Raw genomic sequence first — 21063 nt, forward strand, 5'->3', positions numbered from 1 at the left:
CACACTCCGGCGCCTTGCCCAACGTCTGCCCCGCAAGTGCTGCTAACAATCGTTCACTTCGCAGTGATTATTCCGGCTCGTATCCTGGTCCGGCATTCAATTCTCCTATGTGCGCCGGGACCGCGATCCGGTGCACGCGTCGGTGTCAGAGAGGTCGCACGTTGAGTCAGCCGAGCCACAGCCTGCGGCAGATCCCGGTCGTCGTCCTCGCCGGATTCCTGGGCTCCGGCAAGACCACCCTCCTCAATCACCTCCTCCACCGCAGCGGTGGCAGCCGTATAGGTGCCGTCGTCAATGACTTCGGCTCCATCGAGATCGATGCCATGGCCGTGGCCGGAGCGCTCGGCGATTCCACCGTCTCGCTCGGCAACGGCTGCCTGTGCTGTGCGGTCGACGTCAGCGAGCTCGACCTCTATCTCGAGCGGCTCGCCCGGCCCTCCGCCGGCATCGACGTCATCGTGATCGAGGCCAGTGGCCTCGCCGAACCCCGGGAACTCGTGCGCATGGTGCTCGCCAGTGAGCAACCGGGGATCGTGTACGGCGGCCTCGTCGAGGTCGTCGACGCCGCCGAGTTCGACGACACGCGCGTGAAGCATCCGGAGATCGACCGGCATCTCGCCCTTGCCGACCTCGTCGTCGTCAACAAGCTCGACCGGGCGCCGGAGGCGGATCGCGTCCTCGGGCTCGTCCGCTCGCTCGTCGACCGTGCAGCCGTCGTCCCGGCCACCTACGGCCGCATCGATCCCGAGTTCCTCTTCGACTGCAGGCCGAGCGAGGAGCGCATCGGGCAGCTGTCCTTCGACGACCTGCACGAACACGGCGAGGACGGTCACGCCGATCATCTGCACGCGGCCTACGACAGCCTGTCCTTCAGCTCCGAAGTGCCCCTGGACCCACGCCGGTTGATGGAGTTCCTCGACAGCAGGCCCGAGGGGCTGTACCGGATCAAGGGGTACGTCGACTTCGGGGCCCACGACGTCCACAACCGCTACGCCGTGCACGCGGTGGGGCGCTTCCTCCGGTTCTACCCGGAGGCCTGGACGCCGGGCGACGCCCGCCTCACCCAGCTGGTTCTCATCGGCTCCGGCATCGACGCGCCCGCCCTCGGCAAGGAACTCGAGGCGTGCAGCAGCGACGCCCCGCACACCGCCGACGAGCACGGTATGTGGGGCGTCCTGCGCTACGTACAGGATCCGGAAGAGGATCTCGTGGAGCCGCCGGCCTAGACGGGGCCCGCCACCACCGCCACCGTCCTGGCCAGGGACACGCCCGAGCCGTCGCGGCGCGGGTCGAGCTCCGGGAGGTCGGCCGGGGTGCCGTTCTTCTGCGCCGCCTTGGCCGGGACGGTGCCCGCCCAGGCCAGGGAGAGACAGTCCTCGCCCTTCAGGAACCGCTGGCAGCGCACCCCGCCGGTGGCGCGGCCCTTGCGCGGGTACTGGTCGAACGGGGTCAGCTTCGCCGTCGTCTGGACCGAGTCGTCGAGCGTGCCGCGCGAGCCCGCGACTGTGAACACGACCGCGTCGGCCGCCGGGTCCACCGCCGTGAAGGAGATGACCTTCGCGCCCTCGGTGAGCTTGATGCCCGCCATACCGCCCGCCGGACGGCCCTGGGGGCGGACCTGCGCGGCCTGGTAGCGCAGCAGCTGCGCGTCGTCCGTGATGAAGACCAGGTCCTCCTCACCGGTGCGCAGCTCGACCGCGCCGACGATCCGGTCGCCGTCCTTGAGCGTGATGACCTCCAACTCCCCCTTGTTGGACGGGTAGTCGGGGACCACACGCTTGACGACGCCCTGTTCGGTGCCGAGAGCGAGACCGGGGGAGGACTCGTCCAGCGTGGTCAGGCAGACCACCGTCTCGTCGTCCTCCAGGGACAGGAACTCCGACAGCGGCGCCCCGCCGGAGAGGTTCGGTGCCGACGCCGTCTCCGGCAGCTGCGGAAGGTCGACGACGTTGATCCGCAGGAGGCGGCCGGAGGAGGTCACCGCGCCGATCTCGCCACGTGCCGTCGCCGGGACCGCCGACACGATCACGTCGTGCTTGGCGCGCCGGGCGTCGGCGTCCTCCGGGAAGGGCTCGCCGTTCGACGTGCGGGCCAGCAGACCGGTGGAGGAGAGCAGGACCCGGCACGGGTCGTCCGCGACCTGCAGCGGTACGGCGGCCGTCTGGGTGCCCGAGGCCTCCAGCAGGACCGTACGCCGCTCGGTGCCGAACTTCTTGGCCACCGCGGCCAGTTCGGAGGAGACCAGCTTGCGCAGCTCCGCGTCCGACTCCAGGATCCGGGTCAGCTCCGCGATCTCCGCGTTGAGCCTGTCCTTCTCCGACTCCAGCTCGATGCGGTCGTACTTGGTCAGACGGCGCAGCGGGGTGTCCAGGATGTACTGGGTCTGGATCTCCGACAGGGAGAAGCGCTCCATCAGACGCTCCTTGGCCTGCGCGCTGTTCTCGCTGGAGCGGATGAGACGGATGACCTCGTCGATGTCGACGAGCGCCGTGAGCAGGCCCTCCACCAGGTGCAGCCGGTCGCGGCGCTTGGTGCGGCGGAACTCGCTGCGGCGGCGCACGACCTCGAAGCGGTGGTCGAGGTAGACCTCCAGGAGCTCCTTGAGGCCCAGGGTGAGCGGCTGGCCGTCGACCAGTGCGACGTTGTTGATGCCGAAGGACTCCTCCATCGGCGTCAGCTTGTAGAGCTGCTCCAGGACGGCCTCCGGCACGAAGCCGTTCTTGATCTCGATGACCAGGCGCAGGCCGTGCGCGCGGTCGGTGAGGTCCTTGACGTCGGCGATGCCCTGGATCTTCTTGGAGCCGACCAGGTCCTTGATCTTGGCGATCACCTTCTCCGGGCCGACCGTGAAGGGCAGTTCGGTGACGACCAGGCCCTTGCGGCGGGCGGTGACGGTCTCGATCTCGACCGTCGCACGGATCTTGAAGGTGCCGCGGCCCGTCTCGTACGCGTCCCGGATGCCGGCGAGCCCGACGATGCGGCCGCCGGTGGGCAGATCGGGGCCGGGAACGTGCTTCATCAGGGTGTCGAGGTCCGCGCCCGGGTAGCGGATCAGGTGCCGGGCGGCCGAGATGACCTCGGACAGGTTGTGCGGCGGCATGTTCGTCGCCATGCCGACCGCGATGCCCGACGAGCCGTTCACCAGCAGGTTCGGGAAGGCTGCGGGCAGGGCGACCGGCTCCTGCTCCTGGCCGTCGTAGTTGGGCGTGAAGTCGACCGTGTCCTCGTCGATCGACTCCGTCATCAGGCTCGTCGCCTGGGCCTGGCGGCACTCCGTGTACCGCATGGCGGCCGGCGGGTCGTCGTTGCCCAGTGAGCCGAAGTTGCCGTGGCCGTCGACGAGCGGCACGCGCATGGAGAACGGCTGGGCCATGCGTACCAGGGCGTCGTAGATCGACGCGTCGCCGTGCGGGTGCAGCTTGCCCATCACCTCGCCGACCACGCGCGCGCACTTCACATAGCCGCGGTCGGGGCGCAGCCCCATCTCGTTCATCTGGTAGACGATGCGACGGTGGACCGGCTTGAGGCCGTCGCGGGCGTCGGGCAGGGCTCGGGAGTAGATGACCGAGTACGCGTACTCGAGGAAGGAGCCCTGCATCTCGTCGACGACGTCGATGTCGAGGATGCGCTCCTCGAACGAGTCGTCGGGCGGCGGGGTCTTCGTGCTGCGGCGGGCCATCGCTGCCGGCTCCTCTTTTCTGGCTGCTCGCCTACGGGTGCTCACGTCCCCTTCGGCTCGCTCATGCTGAAGCGTGAACGGTATCTGTCGCGGACCATTGTGGACCGCGGCACTGACAACGCGGCCCAGGACCCTGTGTCGGCGGTCCGGGCCGGTGCGCGGGGCCAACCTCGCCGCGACTGCCCGCAGGCTACGCGATCCGCTGTGGGCGTACGTCGCCCGGGAACTTCGCCGACGATCTGCGCGCTTGCATACAGTGGCAGGACCGGCAGGAAAACCGCGGTTCGAACCACCGCATCCGCGAGGCGAAGGGACGTACATGCCCATGGGTCACACGGCCACAGACCAGGCAGGCACCGGGGGCCTGACAGCGACCGAGCACCGCCTGGCCAACGGCCTGCGCGTGGTGCTCTCGGAGGATCACCTGACCCCGGTCGCAGCGGTGTGCCTCTGGTACGACGTCGGCTCGCGCCACGAAGTCAAGGGACGTACCGGCCTGGCTCACCTTTTCGAGCACTTGATGTTCCAGGGCTCCGGGCAGGTCAAGGGCAACGGGCACTTCGAGCTGGTGCAGGGCGCCGGCGGCTCGCTCAACGGCACCACCAGCTTCGAGCGCACCAACTACTTCGAGACCATGCCCGCCCACCAGTTGGAGCTCGCCCTCTGGCTGGAGGCCGACCGTATGGGCTCCCTGCTCGCCGCCCTCGACGACGAGTCCATGGAGAACCAGCGCGACGTCGTCAAGAACGAGCGCAGGCAGCGCTACGACAACGTGCCGTACGGCACCGCGTTCGAGAGGCTGACCGCCCTCGCCTACCCGGAGGGCCACCCCTACCACCACACGCCGATCGGCTCGATGGCCGACCTGGACGCGGCGACCCTGGAGGACGCGCGCGCGTTCTTCCGCACGTACTACGCGCCGGGCAACGCCGTCCTCTCCGTGGTCGGCGACATCGACCCGGAGCAGACGCTCGCCTGGATCGAGAAGTACTTCGGGTCCATCGCCTCGCACGACGGGAAGCCGGAGCCCCGCGACGGCTCGCTGCCCGAGATCATCGGTGAGCAGCTGCGCGAGGTCATCGAGGAGGAGGTCCCGGCGCGCGCCCTGATGGCGGCCTACCGGCTGCCCGAGGACGGCACGCGCGCGGCGGACGCCGCCGACCTGGCGCTGACCGTCCTCGGCGGCGGCGAGTCCTCCCGCCTCTACAACCGGCTGGTACGGCGCGACCGCACGGCCGTCGCGGCCGGATTCGGCCTGCTGCGGCTGGCCGGAGCGCCCTCCCTGGGCTGGCTGGACGTGAAGACCTCCGGTGACGTCGAGGTGCCGGTCATCGAGGCCGCCATCGACGAGGAGCTCGCCCGGTTCGCCGCGGAGGGCCCCACGGCCGAGGAAATGGAGCGCGCCCAGGCCCAGTTGGAGCGCGAGTGGCTGGACCGGCTCGGCACGGTCGCGGGCCGCGCCGACGAACTGTGCCGGTTCGCCGTCCTGTTCGGTGACCCGCAGCTCGCCCTCACCGCCGTCCAGCGCGTCCTGGAGGTGACGGCCGAGGAGGTCCAGGAGGTCGCCAAGGCCCGTCTGCGGCCCGACAACCGCGCGGTGCTCGTCTACGAGCCGCTCTCGCCCGAGTCCGCGGAGCACACCCAGGACGAGGACTTCCCCGAAGACCCCGAGTCCGAAGCCACGGTGGAAGCCACCGACCAGAACGAGGAGGCGGCCAAGTGACCGAGCTCGCCACGATGCAGTTCCACCCGCAGCCCCGGGCGGGCGAGGCCAAGCCGTGGGCGTTCCCGGCCCCCGAGCGCGGCGCGCTCGACAACGGCCTGACCGTCCTGCGCTGCCACCGCCCCGGCCAGCAGGTCGTCGCCGTCGAGGTGCTCCTGGACGCCCCCCTGGAGGCCGAGCCGGCCGGCTTCGAAGGCGTCGCCACGATCATGGCGCGGGCCTTCTCCGAGGGCACCGACAAGCACTCCGCCGAGGACTTCGCCGCCGAGCTGGAGCGCTGCGGCGCCACCCTCGACGCGCACGCCGACCACCCGGGCGTACGTCTGAGCCTCGAGGTCCCTGCCTCCCGTCTCGCCAAGGCGCTCGGCCTGCTCGCCGACGCCCTCAGGGCGCCCGCGTTCGCCGACAGCGAGGTCGAGCGGCTGGTCCGCAACCGCCTCGACGAGATCCCGCACGAGCTGGCCAACCCCTCGCGCCGTGCCGCCAAGGAACTCTCCAAGGAGCTGTTCCCGGCGACCTCGCGCATGTCGCGCCCGCGCCAGGGCACCGAGGAGACGGTCGAGAAGATCGACGCGGCGGCCGTACGCGCCTTCTACGACCGTCACGTCCGGCCCGCCACGGCCACCGCCGTCGTCGTCGGCGACCTCACCGGCATCGACCTGGACGCGCTGCTCGGCGACACGCTGGGTGCCTGGACCGGCTCCAAGGCCGACCCCCGCCCCGTGCCGCCGGTGACTGCCGACGACACCGGGCGCGTGATCATCGTGGACCGTCCCGGCGCTGTCCAGACGCAGCTGCTCATCGGCCGCGTCGGCGCCGACCGGCACGACCGCGTGTGGCCGGCCCAGGTGCTCGGCACGTACTGCCTCGGCGGCACCCTCACCTCCCGCCTGGACCGCGTCCTGCGCGAGGAGAAGGGCTACACCTACGGTGTGCGTGCGTTCGGCCAGGTCCTCAGGTCCGCCCCGGACGGCTCCGGTGCCGCGATGCTCGCCATCAGCGGCTCCGTGGACACCCCGAACACCGGCCCGGCGCTGCAGGACCTGTGGACGGTGCTGCGCACGCTCGCCGAGGGCGGCCTCACCGACGCCGAGCGCGACGTCGCCGTACAGAACCTCGTCGGTGTGGCACCGCTGAAGTACGAGACCGCTGCGGCCGTGGCCAGCACACTGGCCGACCAGGTCGAGCAGCACCTGCCCGACGACTACCAGGCGACGCTGTACCAGCAGCTCGCCGCGACCGGCACCGTGGAGGCCACCGCGGCGGCCGTGAGCGCCTTCCCGGTGGACCGTCTGGTGACGGTTCTCGTCGGTGACGCGGCCGAGATCAAGGAGCCCGTCGAGGCGCTCGGGATCGGCGAAGTCACCGTCGTGGCGGCCGAGTAGAGGCTCCCTCAGCGGCACGCGCGCGTAGGGGCCCTGGTGACTGATGCGTCACCAGGGCCCCTTAATGTCCGAATTGAGGGAGAGGTTGCCTGTCTGCCCTGTGGCATGCGCTACAAAAGGCCTGATCCGTTTGGGGATTGAAAGTGCTCCCGCTTAGCGTCGTCCGGGCTGTCCGTCAGGCACCGCGCCGCATCCGCGGCACCGGACAGCCATCGCCGAGTCCCCGTACGGCGCGAGCCAGGGGAGCCGGGGACCCATCGCAGTCCCTGGGGTGAATCGGACGCCCGCGCATGCAGCGAGGGGGTCCGTAGGAGACCTTCCTGCTCCGAACCCGTCAGCTAACCCGGTAGGCGAGAGGGAAGGAAAGGACCAGCCACTACATGGCGTTCACGCGCGCCACCGGGAAGCACCGTCGTCCCACGCGGATGCACCGCACCACCACCCGCGCCGCCGGGGTCGCGGCCCTCGCCACCACCGGCGTCATCGGCACCCTGGCAGCCCCCGCGCTCGCCGCCGACACCTCCGTCGAGCAGACCGGCCTCACCCCCGTCATCAGCATCGGCGACACGATCGCCGACAAGATCGACGCGCAGGCCGACGCCCAGAAGCAGGCCGCCGAGGAGGCCGCGCTCAAGAAGGCGGCCCAGGAGGCGGCACGCGAGAAGGCCGCCGCGAAGGCCAAGCAGGAGCGCGAGGCCAAGGAGCGCGCCGCCCGCGAGGCCGAGCGCAAGCGCCTCAACATGTTCGTGGCGCCGATCTCCAACTCGTACGTCTCCACCGGCTACAAGGCCAGCAGTTCCCTGTGGTCCTCCGGCAGCCACACCGGCATCGACTTCCACGCCGCGAGTGGCACGGCCGTCCACGCGGTCGGCGCCGGCACCGTCGTCGAGGCGGGCTGGGGCGGGGCGTACGGCAACCAGATAGTGATCAAGATGGCCGACGGCATGTACACCATGTACGGCCACCTGTCGTCCATCGGTGTCTCGGTGGGCCAGACGGTCACCCCGGGCCAGCAGATAGGCCTGTCCGGCTCGACGGGCAACACCACCGGACCGCACCTGCACTTCGAGGCCCGTACGACCTCCGAGTACGGCTCGGACATCGACCCCGTCGCCTACCTGCGTTCGCACGGCGTGAACGTCTGACGACGGATCGCAGGATCACCTTCAGGCCCCGGCTCCCGAGCCGGGGCTTTCGGTGTTTCTGTCGCCCCGCTGTCCAAAAAATATCCATGGATTCCGGCCCGCCGTCGGAAATTCCGGCTCCGTGCAATAGAGTCACCGATAGACGTCAATCATCGACGTTTCACGGGGATTAAGTCGGAGGTCGGTCATGCGTATTCCGGCGCACTCGGTGTGCACGGCGATCCGGGACGACATCGTCGCCGGTGTCTACGAGCGCGGCAGCCGGCTCACCGAGGAACTCCTCGCGCGCCGCTACGGCGTCTCGCGCGTCCCCGTGCGCGAGGCGCTGCGCACCCTGGAGGCCGAGGGCTTCGTGGTGACCCGGCGGCACGCGGGCGCGTGCGTCGCGGAACCGACCGAGCAGGAGGCCGCCGACCTGCTGGAGATGCGCATGCTCCTGGAACCGCTCGGCGCCTCCCGGGCCGCCCAGCGGCGCACCGATGCCCATCTCAAGGTCCTGCGCGGCCTGGTCAGGCTGGGCCAGGAGCGGGCCAGGAGGGGCAACAGCGAGGATCTGCGCTCCCTGGGGGGCTGGTTCCACGAGACGCTCGCCCAGGCCGCCGGCAGCCCCGCGCTGACCTCGATGCTGACCCAGCTGCGCCACAAGATCGCATGGATGTACGCCGTGGAGGCACCCGCCAACCCCGTGGAGTCCTGGGCCGAGCACGGCGCGATCGTCGACGCCGTGGCCCGCGGCGACAGCGAGCGCGCGCGAGCGGTCACGACGCTGCACACCGAGCGCTCGAGCGCGGTGCACCGGCTGCGGTTCGGCGGCCCGGAGCGGGCCAACGGTGTGAGGAACTCGCAACATGCCGTAAACATGTCGGGCCTGCGGCATTAACACGGGCGCCGTATACAAAGAGAGAACAATTTCGCGGGGCATTATTTCCGCTGCCCGCGATCGGAAATTCCACCGCCCTTGCGCGGGAAATGCGAAGGGCTCGCCCGGCAATTCGGACGAGCCCTTCTGTGGTGCCGTGATCAGACGGTCTCGGGAAGCTCCTCGAGCCCCTCGGAGACCAGCTTCGCCAGACGGTCGAGGGCGACGTCCGCACCCTCGGCCTCGGAGGCGAGGACGATCTCCTCGCCGCCCTGGGCGCCCAGGCCGAGAACGGCCAGCATGGAGGCCGCGTTGACGGGGGTGCCGTCGGCCTTGGCGATCGTCACCGGGATACCTGCGGCCGTGGCGGCCCGGACGAAGATGGAAGCGGGGCGGGCGTGGAGGCCCTCGGCCCAGCCGACGTTGACGCGGCGCTCAGCCATGTGATGCTGCCCTTCAGAGTCTCAGGGTTGTCTAGACCAGTTTCCCACAACGCGAAGCGTCTCCGGAGCGGTCCTGTGTCCCGTCCGGGGTGGGCAGTCGGACCGCGGCCTCGGCCCGACCTACGTCCTTGTTCTCTTCTCGACGGACTGCCGTGTTCTCCACAGACTGCCTCGCGCCGTTGTCGGACGCGAGCCGTACTCTGGGGCCCATGCAGACCTCGCCGGACCGGCACGAGTACCCCGCCCACTGGGAGGCCGACGTGGTGCTGCGCGACGGCGGCACCGCGCGCATCCGCCCCATCACCGTTGATGACGCCGAGCGCCTGGTCAGCTTCTACGAGCAGGTTTCGGACGAGTCGAAGTACTACCGCTTCTTCGCGCCCTACCCTCGTCTGTCCGCCAAGGACGTCCACCGCTTCACGCACCACGACTTTGTGGACCGGGTGGGACTCGCGGCCACAGTCGGCGGCGAGTTCATCGCCACCGTACGCTATGACCGCATCGGTGCCGATGGCATGCCCGCGTCAGCTCCGGCCGACGAGGCCGAGGTCGCCTTCCTTGTCCAGGACGCCCACCAGGGGCGCGGCGTCGCCTCCGCCCTCCTCGAACACATCGGCGCGGTCGCCCGGGAGCGCGGCATCCGCCGCTTCGCCGCCGAGGTGCTGCCCGCCAACAACAAGATGATCAAGGTGTTCACGGACGCCGGGTACACCCAGAAGCGCAGCTTCGAGGACGGCGTCGTACGCCTGGAGTTCGACCTCGAACCCACCGACCGCTCCCTCGCCGTCCAGCGCGCGCGTGAGCAGCGCGCCGAGGGGCGGTCCGTGCGACGGCTGCTCGTGCCCGGCTCCGTCGCCGTCGTCGGCGCCGGCCGCACCCCCGGGGGCGTCGGCCGCAGCATCCTCGACAACATCCGTGACGCCGGTTTCACCGGGGCGCTGTACGCCGTGAACAAGGCGCTCCCCGAAGACGTCAAAGAGCTCGACGGCGTCCCCGCCCACCGCTCCGTCCGGGACATCGACGGCCCCGTCGACCTCGCGGTCGTCGCCGTGCCCGCCGAGCACGTCCCCGAGGCCGTCACCGAGTGCGGCGAGCACGGCGTGCAGGGACTCGTCGTCGTCTCCGCCGGGTACGCCGAGAGCGGGCCCGAGGGGCGTGAGCGCCAGCGCGAACTCGTGCGGCACGCGCGCACGTACGGCATGCGGATCATCGGGCCGAACGCCTTCGGGATCATCAACACGTCCCCCGAGGTACGGCTGAACGCCTCACTCGCCCCCGAGATGCCCCGCCCCGGCCGGATCGGTCTGTTCGCCCAGTCCGGCGCCATCGGCATCGCGCTGCTGTCCCGGCTGCAGCGCCGCGGCGGCGGCGTCACAGGAGTCACGGGCGTGTCCACCTTCGTGTCGTCCGGCAACCGCGCGGACGTGTCCGGCAACGACGTCATCCAGTACTGGTACGACGACCCGGACACCGATGTCGTCCTCATGTACCTGGAGTCCATCGGCAACCCGCGCAAGTTCACCCGTCTCGTGCGGCGCACCGCAGCCGCGAAGCCGCTGGTCGTGGTCCAGGGCGCCGGTTCCGCCCCCCAGGGGCATGCCGTACGGGCCACGCGGCTGCCGCACGCGACGGTGTCCGCGCTGCTCAGGCAGGCCGGCGTGATCCGCGTGGACACGATCACGGAGCTGGTCGACGCGGGCCTGCTGCTCGCGCGCCAGCCGCTGCCGGCGGGGCCGCGCGTGGCGATCCTCGGGAACTCCGAGTCCCTCGGCCTGCTGACGTACGACGCGTGCCTCTCCGAGGGGCTCAGGCCGCTCAGGCCACTGGACCTGACCACCGGGGCCTCGGCGGAGGACTTCCACGCGGCGCTGCTGCGAGCCCTCGGGGACGACGCGTGCGATGCGGTGGTGGTGACCGCGATCCCGGCGATCGGGGAGGAGTCGCCGGGGGACGCCGAGCTCGCGGAGGCGCTGCGATCGGCCGCCGAGTCCGTTCCGGGCAAGCCCGTGCTGGTGGTGCACGTGGAGCTCGGGGGCCTTGCGGAGGCCCTGTCGGCCGCGACGAGCACCGCACCGCAGCCGGACACCGCAGCGACCGCCACCCGCCGGCTCCGCCCCTCACAGCAACTTCCCCCTCCGGTACGGGCACAGGAACCCGCAGCCCCCGCCACCTGCTCCCGCCTCATCCCCGCCTACCCCGCTGCCGAGCGCGCCGTCCGTGCCCTCGGTGAATCCGTGAAGTACGCGCAATGGCGCCGCGACAGCGCCGACCCAGGCAAGGTGCCCGAGTTCGAGGACATCGACGAGAAGGGAGCCGCCCGGCTCATCGACGGCATGCTCGCGCGCGGGCAGGGGCTCACGCTCGGCACCGAGGAGACCTGCGAGTTGCTCGGGCAGTACGGCATCCCGGTGCGCAGGGCGGTGCCGGCGTTCACCCCGGACGACGCCGCCCGCGCCGCCGAGACCCTCGGCTACCCCGTAGCACTCAAGGCCACCGCCCCGCACCTGCGCCACCGCGCCGACCTGGGCGGCGTACGACTGGATCTCGCCGACGAGGAACAACTGCGTCGCGCCTACGCCGAGTTGACCGAGCTGTTCGGGAAGCCGGAGGAGCTGCGGCCGGTGGTGCAGGGGATGGCACCACGCGGCGTGGACACGGTGGTACGGGCCGTCATCGACCCGGCGGCCGGGGCCGTCCTGTCGTTCGGGCTCGCCGGAGCCGCCTCCCAGCTGCTCGGCGACATGGCGCACCGGCTGGTCCCGGTCACCGACCGGGAGGCGGCCTCGCTGGTCCGGTCGATCCGGACGGCACCGCTCCTGTTCGGCTGGCGTGGCTCGACCCCGGTCGACACCCCTGCGCTGGAAGAGCTGCTGCTCAGGGTGTCCAGACTGGTCGACGACCACCCCGAGGTCGTCGCGGTGACCTTGGAGCCGGTCGTCGTCGCACCCCGTGGTCTGACCGTCCTCGGCGCCTCCGTCCGCCTCGCGCCGCCACCGGCCCGGGACGACCTCGGGCCGCGCACCCTTCCCGTCTACTGAGACGTCCTCCGGAGACAGCGCTGACCGGTGCCTCGCAGTCAGTGCACCCCCGTAGGATGGACGTCATGGCCAAGACCAGTACGACGACCCAGGGGCTGCGCGCGGCGATCGAGCGCAGCGGCTACTACCCGGCCCTCGTGGCCGAGGCGGTGGAGGCCGCCGTGGGCGGCGAGCCCATCCGGTCGTTCCTGGTCCACCAGGAGACCACGTTCGACGCGAACGAGGTGCGGCGGCACGTCACGGTGCTCGTCCTCACCGGCAACCGCTTCATCGTCAGCCACACCGACGAGCAGGCCGCGGACACCACCTCCCCGACGCCGTACGCCACGACCTCGACGGAGTCCGTGAAACTCGGCCGGATCTCCTCGGTCGTGGTCAGCCGCGTGGTGGCCAACCCGGAGCAGTACCAGCCGGGCACCCTGCCCCGCGAGGTCGTCCTCACCATCGGCTGGGGCGCGGTCTCCCGCATCGACCTCGAGCCGGCCGCCTGTGGCGACCCCAACTGCGAGGCCGACCACGGGTACACGGGCAGCTCGACGGCGGACGACCTCAGCCTGCGCGTCAGCGAAGCCGGGGACGGACCGGAGACGGTGCGCCAGGCGCTCGCCTTCGCCCAGTCCCTCTCCGAGGCCACCGCGGACACCACCCGCTGATGTCGCAGTCCGCCCCCTGGGACACCCACCCGGAACCCCTCGCCGTCGACTCCGCACCACTGCCCGAGTACGGCAGCGGCTCCCTTGCCGACCTGCTGCCCACCCTGGCCGCCGGTATGGCCGTGCCGGGCATGGCCGCCGCGATCACCGAGCTGACCCCCGCCGACCGGAACTGCGTGTTCCTGATCGACGGACTCGGCTGGGAGCAGCTGAAGGCGCACCCGGACGAGGCGCCCTTCCTGACCTCGCTCCTCGGCACCTCGCGAGGGGGCACCGGCCGCCCCCTGACCGCCGGCTACCCGGCGACCACCGCGACCTCCCTCGCCTCCGTCGGCACCGGCCTGCCGCCCGGCGCCCACGGTCTGCCCGGCTACACCGTGCGCAACCCGGACACCGGCGAGCTGATGAACCAGCTGCGCTGGCGGCCGTGGACCCCGCCGCGCACCTGGCAGCCGTATCCCACGGTCTTCCAGCTGGCCGACGGGGCCGGGGTGCACGTGGCCCAGGTGACGTCGCCGACCTTCGAGAACACCCCGCTGACCCAGGTCGCACTCAGCGGCGGAACGTTCCACGGCCGTCTGTCCGGCGAGGACCGCATGGACCTCGCGGCCCGGCAACTGGCCGCCGGAGACCGTTCCTTGGTCTACACGTACTACGCCGAACTCGACGGCGCCGGCCACCGCTACGGCGTCGAGTCGGACACCTGGCGCGGCCAGCTCATGCACGTCGACCGCCTCGTCCAGCGCCTCGCCGAGCAACTCCCGCCGCGCACCGCGCTGTACGTCACCGCCGACCACGGAATGGTCGACATCCTCTTCGACGAAGAGCACCGCATCGACTTCGACGAGGACTGGGAGCTGCGCGCCGGTGTCGCGCTGCTGGGCGGCGAGGGCCGAGCGCGGCACGTGTACGCCGTACCGGGCGCGGAGAACGACGTACTCACCTGCTGGCGCGAGGTGCTCGGCGAGCAGTTCTGGGTGGCCTCGCGGGACGAGGCGATCGCGGCGGGCTGGTTCGGACCGCACATCGACGAGCGTGTGTACGCCCGCATCGGCGACGTGGTCGCGGCCGCCCGCGACGACGTCCTGATCATCGCCTCGGAGCGGGAGCCCAAGGAGTCGGCGATGGTCGGCAACCACGGCTCGATGACCCCTGCCGAACAGCTGGTCCCCCTGCTCGAAGTACGCTCCTGACGCGCCCGCCCTCCGATCCACTCCACCGAAAGGTGTTCAACTCCCCATGCCCGAGCTGGTGTTCTTCTCCGGAACCATGGACTGCGGGAAGTCGACGCTGGCTCTGCAGATCGAGCACAACCGCTCGGCGCGCGGCCTGGCAGGGATGATCTTCACCCGTGACGACCGCGCGGGCGAGGGCAAGCTGTCCTCCCGCCTCGGCCTGGTCACGGACGCGGTGGAGGTCGAGGACGGACAGGACCTGTACGCCTACGTCGTCGACCACCTCTCGCAGGGCGGCCGCGCGGACTACGTCATCGCTGACGAGGCGCAGTTCCTGGCACCACAGCAGATAGACCAACTCGCGCGCGTGGTCGACGACCTGGGCCTGGACGTCTACGCCTTCGGCATCACGACCGACTTCCGCACCAAGCTGTTCCCCGGCTCCCAGCGCCTGGTCGAACTGGCCGACCGCGTCGAGGTCCTTCAGGTGGAGGCCCTGTGCTGGTGCGGCGCCCGGGCCACGCACAACGCCCGGACGGTAGGCGGCGCCATGGTCGTCGAGGGCGCGCAGGTCGTCGTCGGCGATGTCAACCAGTCCGAAGCCGTCGGCTACGAAGTCCTGTGCCGCCGCCACCACCGCCGCCGTATGACGGCGACGACGTCCGGCTCCGCGGCTCTGTCACCGGACGTACTGCCCGTGTCGCAGGCCTAGAAGGACTGCCAGGCTCTCACCGCGGGCTCTCGATCAGCGAGAAGCGGGCGCCCTCCGGGTCGGCGACCGTGGCCACGCGCCCGTGGGCGCTGTCCCTGGGGGACTTGAGGACATGGCCGCCCAGGTCCACGAGGCGGACGACGGCTTCGTCCGTGTCGGCGACTTCGAAGTAGGTGATCCAGTGCGGTCCCCGGTCGCGCGGCAGGGCGGTGCCCACGCCGTGGATGCCGGCGACCGGGTGGCCCTCGATGTGCAGGCTCACGTAGTCGAAGTCGGCGGAGACGACCGGCTCCTCCTCGTAGCCGAAGACGGTCTCGTAGAACTTGGCCACGCTCGCCGACTCGAAGGTCAGCAGCTCGTTCCAGGCCGGGGTGCCGGGCACGCCCGTGAGAGCGGTGCCGAGGTGCTCGGCCGCCTGCCAGATGCCGAAGACGGCACCGGCGGGGTCCGAGCCGATCGCGAGACGGCCGGCCTCGGCGGCGTCCAGGGGCCCCACCCCGATCGTGCCGCCGCACAGCCGTACCGTCTCGGCGGTCAGGTCCACGTCGTCCGAGGCGAGGTAGGGCGTCCAGGCGATCGGCAGATGGCGGTCCGGCGGCAGCTGGCCGATGCCCGCCACCTCGTAGCCGTCGAGCAGGGCCCGCGCGTACGGGCCCAGCTGCTGGGGGCCCGGCTGGAACTCCCAGCCGAACAGCGCACCGTAGAACTCCTGGGTCGCGGCCAGACCGTGCACCATCAGGCTCACCCAGCAGGGCGTGCCGGGCGCGTGCCGGGCGTGCGTCTCATCGCTCGGGCCGGCCGACCCCCGTGCCTCCGTCATCGTCACTCTCTCCTCGACCCCTCGCGGTCGCCGTGTCGCTTCCGCACTCCGGATCTCCGTGCAGATGCTCGCACCACAGATGCGACCCCGCGCTCCGGGCGCGCCGCATGCCAAGAGGATGCCCGGTGTGCGGTTTGTCGTCCGTTTCTGTGCGATTGCCGACGGATGTCGATCAGCTGTACAGCATGTGCCCGAACCCGTACGCCTCGTGATCGGGCCTGTCCGGCGGAGCAGAGTAGCCGGACATGGACGATGCGGCCACCCCGTGCGTAAGGATGGGGGACATGAACGCCATCATCTCCGCTTCCGAACTCACGAGCGCCCTGGCGGGGCCGCGCCCGCCCGTACTGCTCGATGTCCGCTGGCAGCTCAGTGTGGCCAAGGCGGCCGGCGAGCCGCCCTTCGACGGCCGGGCCGCATACACGGCCGGGCACATCCCCGGTGCCGTCTACGTCGACCTGGACTCGGAGCTCGCCTCCACGCCCGGGGAACGCGGCCGCCACCCGCTGCCCGACCTCGGGGTCTTCGGTGCCGCGATGCGACGGGCGGGCGTCTCGGCCGGGACGCCGGTGATCGCGTACGACGGCGGGCAGGGCTGGGCTGCGGCCCGTGCATGGTGGCTGCTGCGCTGGACGGGTCACCCGGACGTGCGGGTCCTCGACGGCGGGTTGCCGTCGTGGGAGGGGCCGCTGGAGACGTCGGCCCCCGCGCCGGCGGAGGGTGACTTCGAGCCGGTTCCGCGCGGTGCGGGGCTACTGGACGCCGACGACGCGGCGGCGCTCGCGCGGGCCGGAGTGCTGTTCGACGCGCGGGCGGGGGAGCGGTACCGCGGGGAGGTGGAGCCGATCGACCGGGTGGGCGGGCACATTCCCGGGGCGGTGTCGGCGCCCACGAACGAGAACGTGGGGGCGGACGGGCGGTTCCTGCCTGCGGCGGAACTCGCCCAGCGGTTCAAGGCACTTGGCGCGGCCGACGGTTCGCCGGTCGGCGTGTACTGCGGTTCGGGTGTCTCAGGGGCGCACGAGGTGCTGGCGCTGGCCGTGGCGGGGATCGACGCGGCGCTGTACGTGGGGTCTTGGTCGGAGTGGTCGGCGGACCCGGCGAGGCCGGTCGCTGTGGGGGCCGATCCGCAGTAGCGCGGGCTGACTGCGGGCGGGTCGGTCTCGCTCGCCGGCGCCTGCCGGGTGTCGCCTTTCCTCGGGTCGGGAGCCGCCCCAGTGGCACGACTGCCCGCAGGCTGCGCGTGCACGACGACAGGGGGCCGCGTCCAGCTGACGCGGCCCCCTCTCATTCACGTACGACCGACTACTCCTGCTTCTTGCGCCGCGTCCCGAACACGATCTCGTCCCAGCTGGGGACCGCCGCGCGGCGGCCCGGGCGGACGCCGTCGGCCTCGGCCTGGCGGTCCGTGGCGCCGACGAGGCGGTCGCGGTGGCTCGTGACGGAGCGGGGCATGAGGACGTCCGCGTAGGCGGAACCGGCCGAGGCCGCGGGGGCCGGGGGCTCCTCCTCCTCGGGTTCGGCGGTGGCGGGCTCCTCCGGCGGTGGCGGCGGAGGCGAGGCCTCCGCAGGACGTTCCGGCACCACCAGATCGCCGCGGAAGCTCGGTACCGCCTCCAACAGGCTGGTCAGCGAGTCCCGTTCACCGGTGCTCTCCTCGGCGGGCTCGGAGGCCTGCGCGGGCAGGCTCGGCCGGTCGAGGGAACGGTCCAGCGGACGGTCGCGCGGCAGCCGTGCGATGCGCGGCACGAACGGAAAGCTGGGCTCCGGCGCGGCGAGGTCCTCGGACTCGCCGATCAGCGAGCGCGCCTCCTCGTCGACGGCCTGGACGAGCCGCCGGGGCGGGTCGTACGTCCAGCTCGCCGAGTGCGGTTCGCCCGCGACCAGGTAGACCAGCAGGACCTCCCAGGTGCCGTCGTCGCGGCGCCACGAGTCCCACTGCACGGTGTCCTTCTCGGCGCCGCGCAGCAGCAGCCGCTCCTGGACGGCCTCGCCGAGCTGGGGTCCGGCGTTCTCGCCGGGCCGGCGGACGGGTGTCTTGCGGGCCCGCTCGGCCATGAACGCGCGCTCCGCGAGCACGGGGCCCTCGAAGCGTCGTACGCGGTCGACGGGGATACCGGCGAGCTGGGCGACTTCTTCAGCGGAGGCACCGGCGCGTATACGCGCCTGGATGTCACGGGGGCGGAGATGGCTCTCCACCTCGATCTCGATCTGGCCGAGGCGGGGCCGGTCGCCGCGGACGGCGGCGCGCAGCCGCTCGTCGATCGGAAGCGTGTACTCCGTTGCGTCGGCAGCCTTCAGCACCAGCCGTGTGCCGTCATTCGAGACGGCCACGACACGCAGTTCGGGCATGGGGACCTCCCGGGTGGTGCCTGCCGACGTCACGTGCGTCGCTGCTTCCGCTAGTCGAGTGTGGCCTGCCCGGGTGCAGCCTGCCACAACCTTGCCGAGTTGCCCGGCGTGTCGGGCCAGGGCCCTGGATCGCCGTTATGGCACGGTTACCTATTCGCAACGCTAAGTGACCAACTCCGTCACCCTGTGCAACTAGCCCCCTCCCGGCGGTCCTTGAAGGTCACGGACGCCCTGGCGGGAGACCGGACCCAGGGCTCGCAACAGTACTCCATTCGGGCCACGTGCGTGGATTGGCGCGCCGTCCAACTTCTGGCAACGGACCGGACCCGGCCGCCCGTTGCGGGGTTTCCGGGATCTTGAACGTGGCGTACTTCACGGAATCGGCAGAAACGGAACCAATGGCTACGGCCCCAACACCCGCCGCAGGTAGTCGTTCTGGAAGCGCCGGTCCGGATCCAGCCGGTCCCGCAGCCCAGTGAACTCGCCGAAGCGCGGATAGACCCGGGAGAAGTACTCGGCGTCCCGCGTGTGCACCTTGCCCCAGTGCGGTCGGCCCTCGTGGGCGGTGAATATGCGCTCGGCGGCGCTGAAGTACGCCTGATAAGGCGCCCCCCGGAACATGTGGACGGCGACGTACGCGCTGTCGCGGCCCGATGCCGTGGACAGCGTGATGTCGTCGGCGGGGGCCGTGCGCACCTCGACGGGGAAGCTGATCCGCAGACCGGAGCGCTCCACCATCGTCTTCAGTTCGCGCAGCGTCTCGGTGAGGGCCTCGCGCGGGACGGCGTATTCCATCTCCACGAAGCGCACCCGGCGTGGTGAAGTGAAGACCTTGTACGGAATGTCGGTGTAAGTGCGGGCGGAGAGGGCCTTGCTGGAGACCTGGGCGATCGTCGGGACGGTCGCGGGCGCCGCGCGGCCGACCCACTGGGCCACCTGGAAGACGCCGTTGGAGAGGAACTCGTCCTCGAACCAGCCCGCGAGCCGGCTCACCGGCTTCTCGGGGCCCGCGCTGCGGTTGTTGCGCTTGGTGTTGGTGGAGCCGGTGTGCGGGAACCAGTAGAACTCGAAGTGCTCGTTCTCGGCCCACAGTTCGTCGAACTCGGCGAGCACCCTGTCGAAGGGCATCGGTTCCTCGCGCGCCGTCAGCAGGAAGACCGGCTCCACGGCGAAGGTGATCGCGGTGACGATGCCGAGGGCGCCGAGGCCGATCCGGGCCGCCGCGAAGACGTCAGGGTTCTCCTTCTCGGAGCAGGTCAGCACCGAGCCGTCGGCCGTGACCAGCTCAAGTCCCTTGATCTGCGCGGCGATCGAGGCCGAATCGCGGCCGGTGCCGTGCGTGCCGGTGCTGGTGGCGCCGGAGACAGTCTGCTCCATGATGTCGCCCATGTTGGTCAGCGACAGACCCTCGCGGGCCAGCGCCATGTTGAGCCTCTTGAGCGGAGTGCCGGCCTCCACCGTGACCGTCATGGCGTCGCGATCAATCTTGCGGATGCCGGTCAACAGTTGAGGGCGGATCAACACACCGTCGGTGGCGGCGATGGACGTGAAGGAGTGGCCGGTGCCGACGGCCTTCACCGTCAGCCCCTCCTGAGCGGCCTGCCGTACGGCCTCGGACAGTTCCTCCACGGAGGCCGGCTCGACCTCCCGCGCGGGACGGGCCGTGACGTTCCCGCCCCAGTTACGCCACGTGCCGTTCTTCGCGCTCGTCGTGCTGCTCAACGGTGCCTCCCCGACGCGGAGCCGGCCTGCTGAGCCGGCGGTACCCCAGGAAACCGACCGCGACCGCGACGGCCCCGGACACCGCCGGAACCCCGTACCCGGCCCGCGCGCCGGCCGCGTCGATGACCCAGCCGGCCGCCGAGGAGCCGAGCGCGACACCGACCGCGAGGCCGGTGCTCACCCAGGTCATGCCCTCGGTCAACTGTGCGCGTGGTACGTGCTCTTCGATGAGGGACATCGTCGTGATCATCGTGGGAGCGATGGACAGACCCGCAACGAACAGCGCCACGGCCAGAAACGGCAAGTTTCCGACCAGTAGGAGGGGGATCATACTCACGGCCATCGCGCATATGCCCAGCAGCCAGCGACGCCCGGGCGCCCCCTTGAAGTGCAGCAGCCCGAAGACGACCCCCGCCACGCAGGAACCCGCCGCGTACAGCGCGAGCACGATGCTCGCCGCGGCCTTGTGGCCCCGCTCGTCGGCGAACGCCACGGTGACCACGTCGACGGAACCGAAGATCGTCCCGGTCGCCACGAAGGTGGCCACCAGGACCTGCAGGCCACGCGCGCGTAGCGCCGTACCGCCGCCGTGCTTCTCCCGGGGGTGCGGCTCGGGCTCGGTGGCACGCTGGGCGGTCAGCCAGAAGACGCCGGTCGCCAGGAAGCAGGCGGCGAGCAGCGGCCCCGCCTCCGGGAACCAGGCCGTGGACAGGCCGATGGAGATGATCGGCCCGAAGATGAAGCACACCTCGTCCACCACCGACTCGAAGGAGTACGCGGTGTGCAGCTGCGGAGTGCCCCGGTACAGGGCCGCCCAGCGGGCGCGGATCATCGCGCCGAGGCTCGGCACCGAGCCGATGCCCGCGGCGCACACGAACAGCAGCCAGTCCGGCCACCCGAAGTGTGCGGTGAGCAGCAGGCCGGCCGCCGAGGTGAGCGCGACGAGCGTCGCGGGCCGCAGCACCCTGCGCTGCCCGTACTGGTCCACCAGCCGGGAGATCTGCGGCCCGATCGCCGCGGCCGCGAGCGCGATGGTCGCCGAGAGGGCGCCCGCGAGCCCGTAGCGGCCGGTGAGCTGGGAGATCATCGTGACCACGCCGATGCCCATCATCGACAGCGGCATCCGGCCGAGGAGGCCCGCGGCGGAGAAGCCCTTGGTGCCGGGGGCGGCGAACAGGGCGCGGTAGGGGCTGGGCACGGGGTCTCCGATGGCTACGGCTCAGAAAGGTGCTGGCGACGGAAAGGTGCTGGCTGGAGCTCAGTAAGGTGCGAATGTGGCTGATACAGCTTACGAGTGAGGTCACCCTAATGCACCCGGCAATTCGGCCGGTGAACACGTCCGGAATGCGTCCCGCCC

16 protein-coding genes and 1 riboswitch are annotated in these 21063 nt (G+C 71.1%); of the genes, 10 read left to right on the forward strand and 6 right to left on the reverse strand.

Features of this window, described 5'->3' with window-relative positions; translation table 11 throughout:
* Window positions 1–161: 161 nt before the first annotated feature.
* Entirely contained in the window at window positions 162–1226 is a 1065-nt protein-coding gene (locus tag IH68_RS0126080) for a CobW family GTP-binding protein (protein WP_030939557.1), read from the forward strand.
* Here IH68_RS0126080 and IH68_RS0126085 read toward each other — a convergent pair.
* Window positions 1223–3679: a DNA gyrase/topoisomerase IV subunit A gene (locus IH68_RS0126085; protein WP_030939558.1), complete on the reverse strand. Its 2457-nt coding sequence runs from the start codon at window positions 3677–3679 to the stop codon at window positions 1223–1225. The two genes, IH68_RS0126080 and IH68_RS0126085, sit on opposite strands and share 4 nt — an antisense overlap.
* 325 nt (window positions 3680–4004) lie before the next feature.
* Here IH68_RS0126085 and IH68_RS0126090 point away from each other — a divergent pair, with 325 nt between their 5' ends.
* The 4 genes from IH68_RS0126090 (at window position 4005) to IH68_RS0126105 (ending at window position 8812) form a co-directional block, all read left to right on the forward strand.
* Entirely contained in the window at window positions 4005–5402 is a 1398-nt protein-coding gene (locus IH68_RS0126090) for a M16 family metallopeptidase (protein WP_030939559.1), read from the forward strand.
* A complete protein-coding gene (locus IH68_RS0126095) occupies window positions 5399–6787 on the forward strand; it encodes a M16 family metallopeptidase (protein WP_030939560.1) in 1389 nt (462 codons plus the stop codon). The genes IH68_RS0126090 and IH68_RS0126095 overlap by 4 nt, the downstream gene beginning before the upstream one ends.
* Before the next feature lie 203 nt (window positions 6788–6990).
* A riboswitch (cyclic di-AMP (ydaO/yuaA leader) is annotated at window positions 6991–7155 on the forward strand.
* A 12-nt stretch (window positions 7156–7167) separates the two neighbouring features.
* Window positions 7168–7932, forward strand: coding sequence for a M23 family metallopeptidase (locus IH68_RS0126100; RefSeq protein ID WP_030939561.1), 765 nt, complete (start codon window positions 7168–7170; stop codon window positions 7930–7932).
* A 187-nt stretch (window positions 7933–8119) separates the two neighbouring features.
* Window positions 8120–8812 carry a GntR family transcriptional regulator gene (locus tag IH68_RS0126105; RefSeq protein ID WP_030939562.1) on the forward strand — a complete coding sequence of 231 codons (693 nt, stop codon included), beginning with the start codon at window positions 8120–8122 and terminating at the stop codon, window positions 8810–8812.
* Between the two features lie 140 nt (window positions 8813–8952).
* Here IH68_RS0126105 and IH68_RS0126110 read toward each other — a convergent pair whose 3' ends face one another.
* A complete protein-coding gene (locus tag IH68_RS0126110) occupies window positions 8953–9234 on the reverse strand; it encodes an HPr family phosphocarrier protein (protein WP_030939563.1) in 282 nt (93 codons plus the stop codon).
* Window positions 9235–9443: 209 nt separating this feature from the next.
* Between IH68_RS0126110 and IH68_RS0126115 the strand changes: the two genes are divergently transcribed.
* From IH68_RS0126115 to IH68_RS0126130, 4 genes are all read left to right on the forward strand, one after another.
* Window positions 9444–12272 carry a bifunctional GNAT family N-acetyltransferase/acetate--CoA ligase family protein gene (locus IH68_RS0126115; RefSeq protein WP_030939566.1) on the forward strand — a complete coding sequence of 943 codons (2829 nt, stop codon included), beginning with the start codon at window positions 9444–9446 and terminating at the stop codon, window positions 12270–12272.
* 65 nt (window positions 12273–12337) lie between these two features.
* Window positions 12338–12925: a DUF5998 family protein gene (locus IH68_RS0126120; protein ID WP_030939568.1), complete on the forward strand. Its 588-nt coding sequence runs from the start codon at window positions 12338–12340 to the stop codon at window positions 12923–12925.
* Complete coding sequence (locus IH68_RS0126125; protein ID WP_030939570.1) at window positions 12925–14118, forward strand: alkaline phosphatase family protein; 1194 nt, start codon at window positions 12925–12927, stop codon at window positions 14116–14118. Before IH68_RS0126120 ends, IH68_RS0126125 begins: the two co-directional genes overlap by 1 nt.
* 46 nt (window positions 14119–14164) lie before the next feature.
* Window positions 14165–14812: a thymidine kinase gene (locus tag IH68_RS0126130; RefSeq protein WP_030939572.1), complete on the forward strand. Its 648-nt coding sequence runs from the start codon at window positions 14165–14167 to the stop codon at window positions 14810–14812.
* A 16-nt stretch (window positions 14813–14828) separates the two neighbouring features.
* On the opposite strand, the gene IH68_RS0126135 is transcribed toward IH68_RS0126130, so the two are convergent.
* Window positions 14829–15632, reverse strand: a complete 804-nt coding sequence (locus IH68_RS0126135) for a VOC family protein (RefSeq protein WP_030939575.1) — start codon at window positions 15630–15632, stop codon at window positions 14829–14831.
* A 275-nt stretch (window positions 15633–15907) separates the two neighbouring features.
* Between IH68_RS0126135 and IH68_RS0126145 the strand changes: the two genes are divergently transcribed.
* Window positions 15908–16768, forward strand: coding sequence for a sulfurtransferase (locus IH68_RS0126145; protein WP_078912614.1), 861 nt, complete (start codon window positions 15908–15910; stop codon window positions 16766–16768).
* A 169-nt stretch (window positions 16769–16937) separates the two neighbouring features.
* Here the strand turns inward: IH68_RS0126145 and sepH are convergent, their stop codons facing one another.
* The 3 genes from sepH to IH68_RS0126160 all read right to left on the reverse strand — a co-directional run bounded on the left by sepH (window position 16938) and on the right by IH68_RS0126160 (window position 20904).
* The gene (gene sepH / locus IH68_RS0126150) at window positions 16938–17984 is read right to left on the reverse strand and encodes a septation protein SepH (protein ID WP_030939578.1); all 1047 of its coding nucleotides are present in this window, start codon (window positions 17982–17984) and stop codon (window positions 16938–16940) included.
* Between the two features lie 402 nt (window positions 17985–18386).
* Window positions 18387–19706: a D-arabinono-1,4-lactone oxidase gene (locus tag IH68_RS0126155; RefSeq protein WP_030939580.1), complete on the reverse strand. Its 1320-nt coding sequence runs from the start codon at window positions 19704–19706 to the stop codon at window positions 18387–18389.
* Window positions 19666–20904, reverse strand: a complete 1239-nt coding sequence (locus tag IH68_RS0126160) for an MFS transporter (protein WP_030939583.1) — start codon at window positions 20902–20904, stop codon at window positions 19666–19668. Before IH68_RS0126160 ends, IH68_RS0126155 begins: the two co-directional genes overlap by 41 nt.
* Window positions 20905–21063: the final 159 nt, after the last annotated feature.

This window comes from Streptomyces sp. NRRL S-646, from assembly GCF_000720765.1.
Lineage (GTDB): Bacteria > Actinomycetota > Actinomycetes > Streptomycetales > Streptomycetaceae > Streptomyces.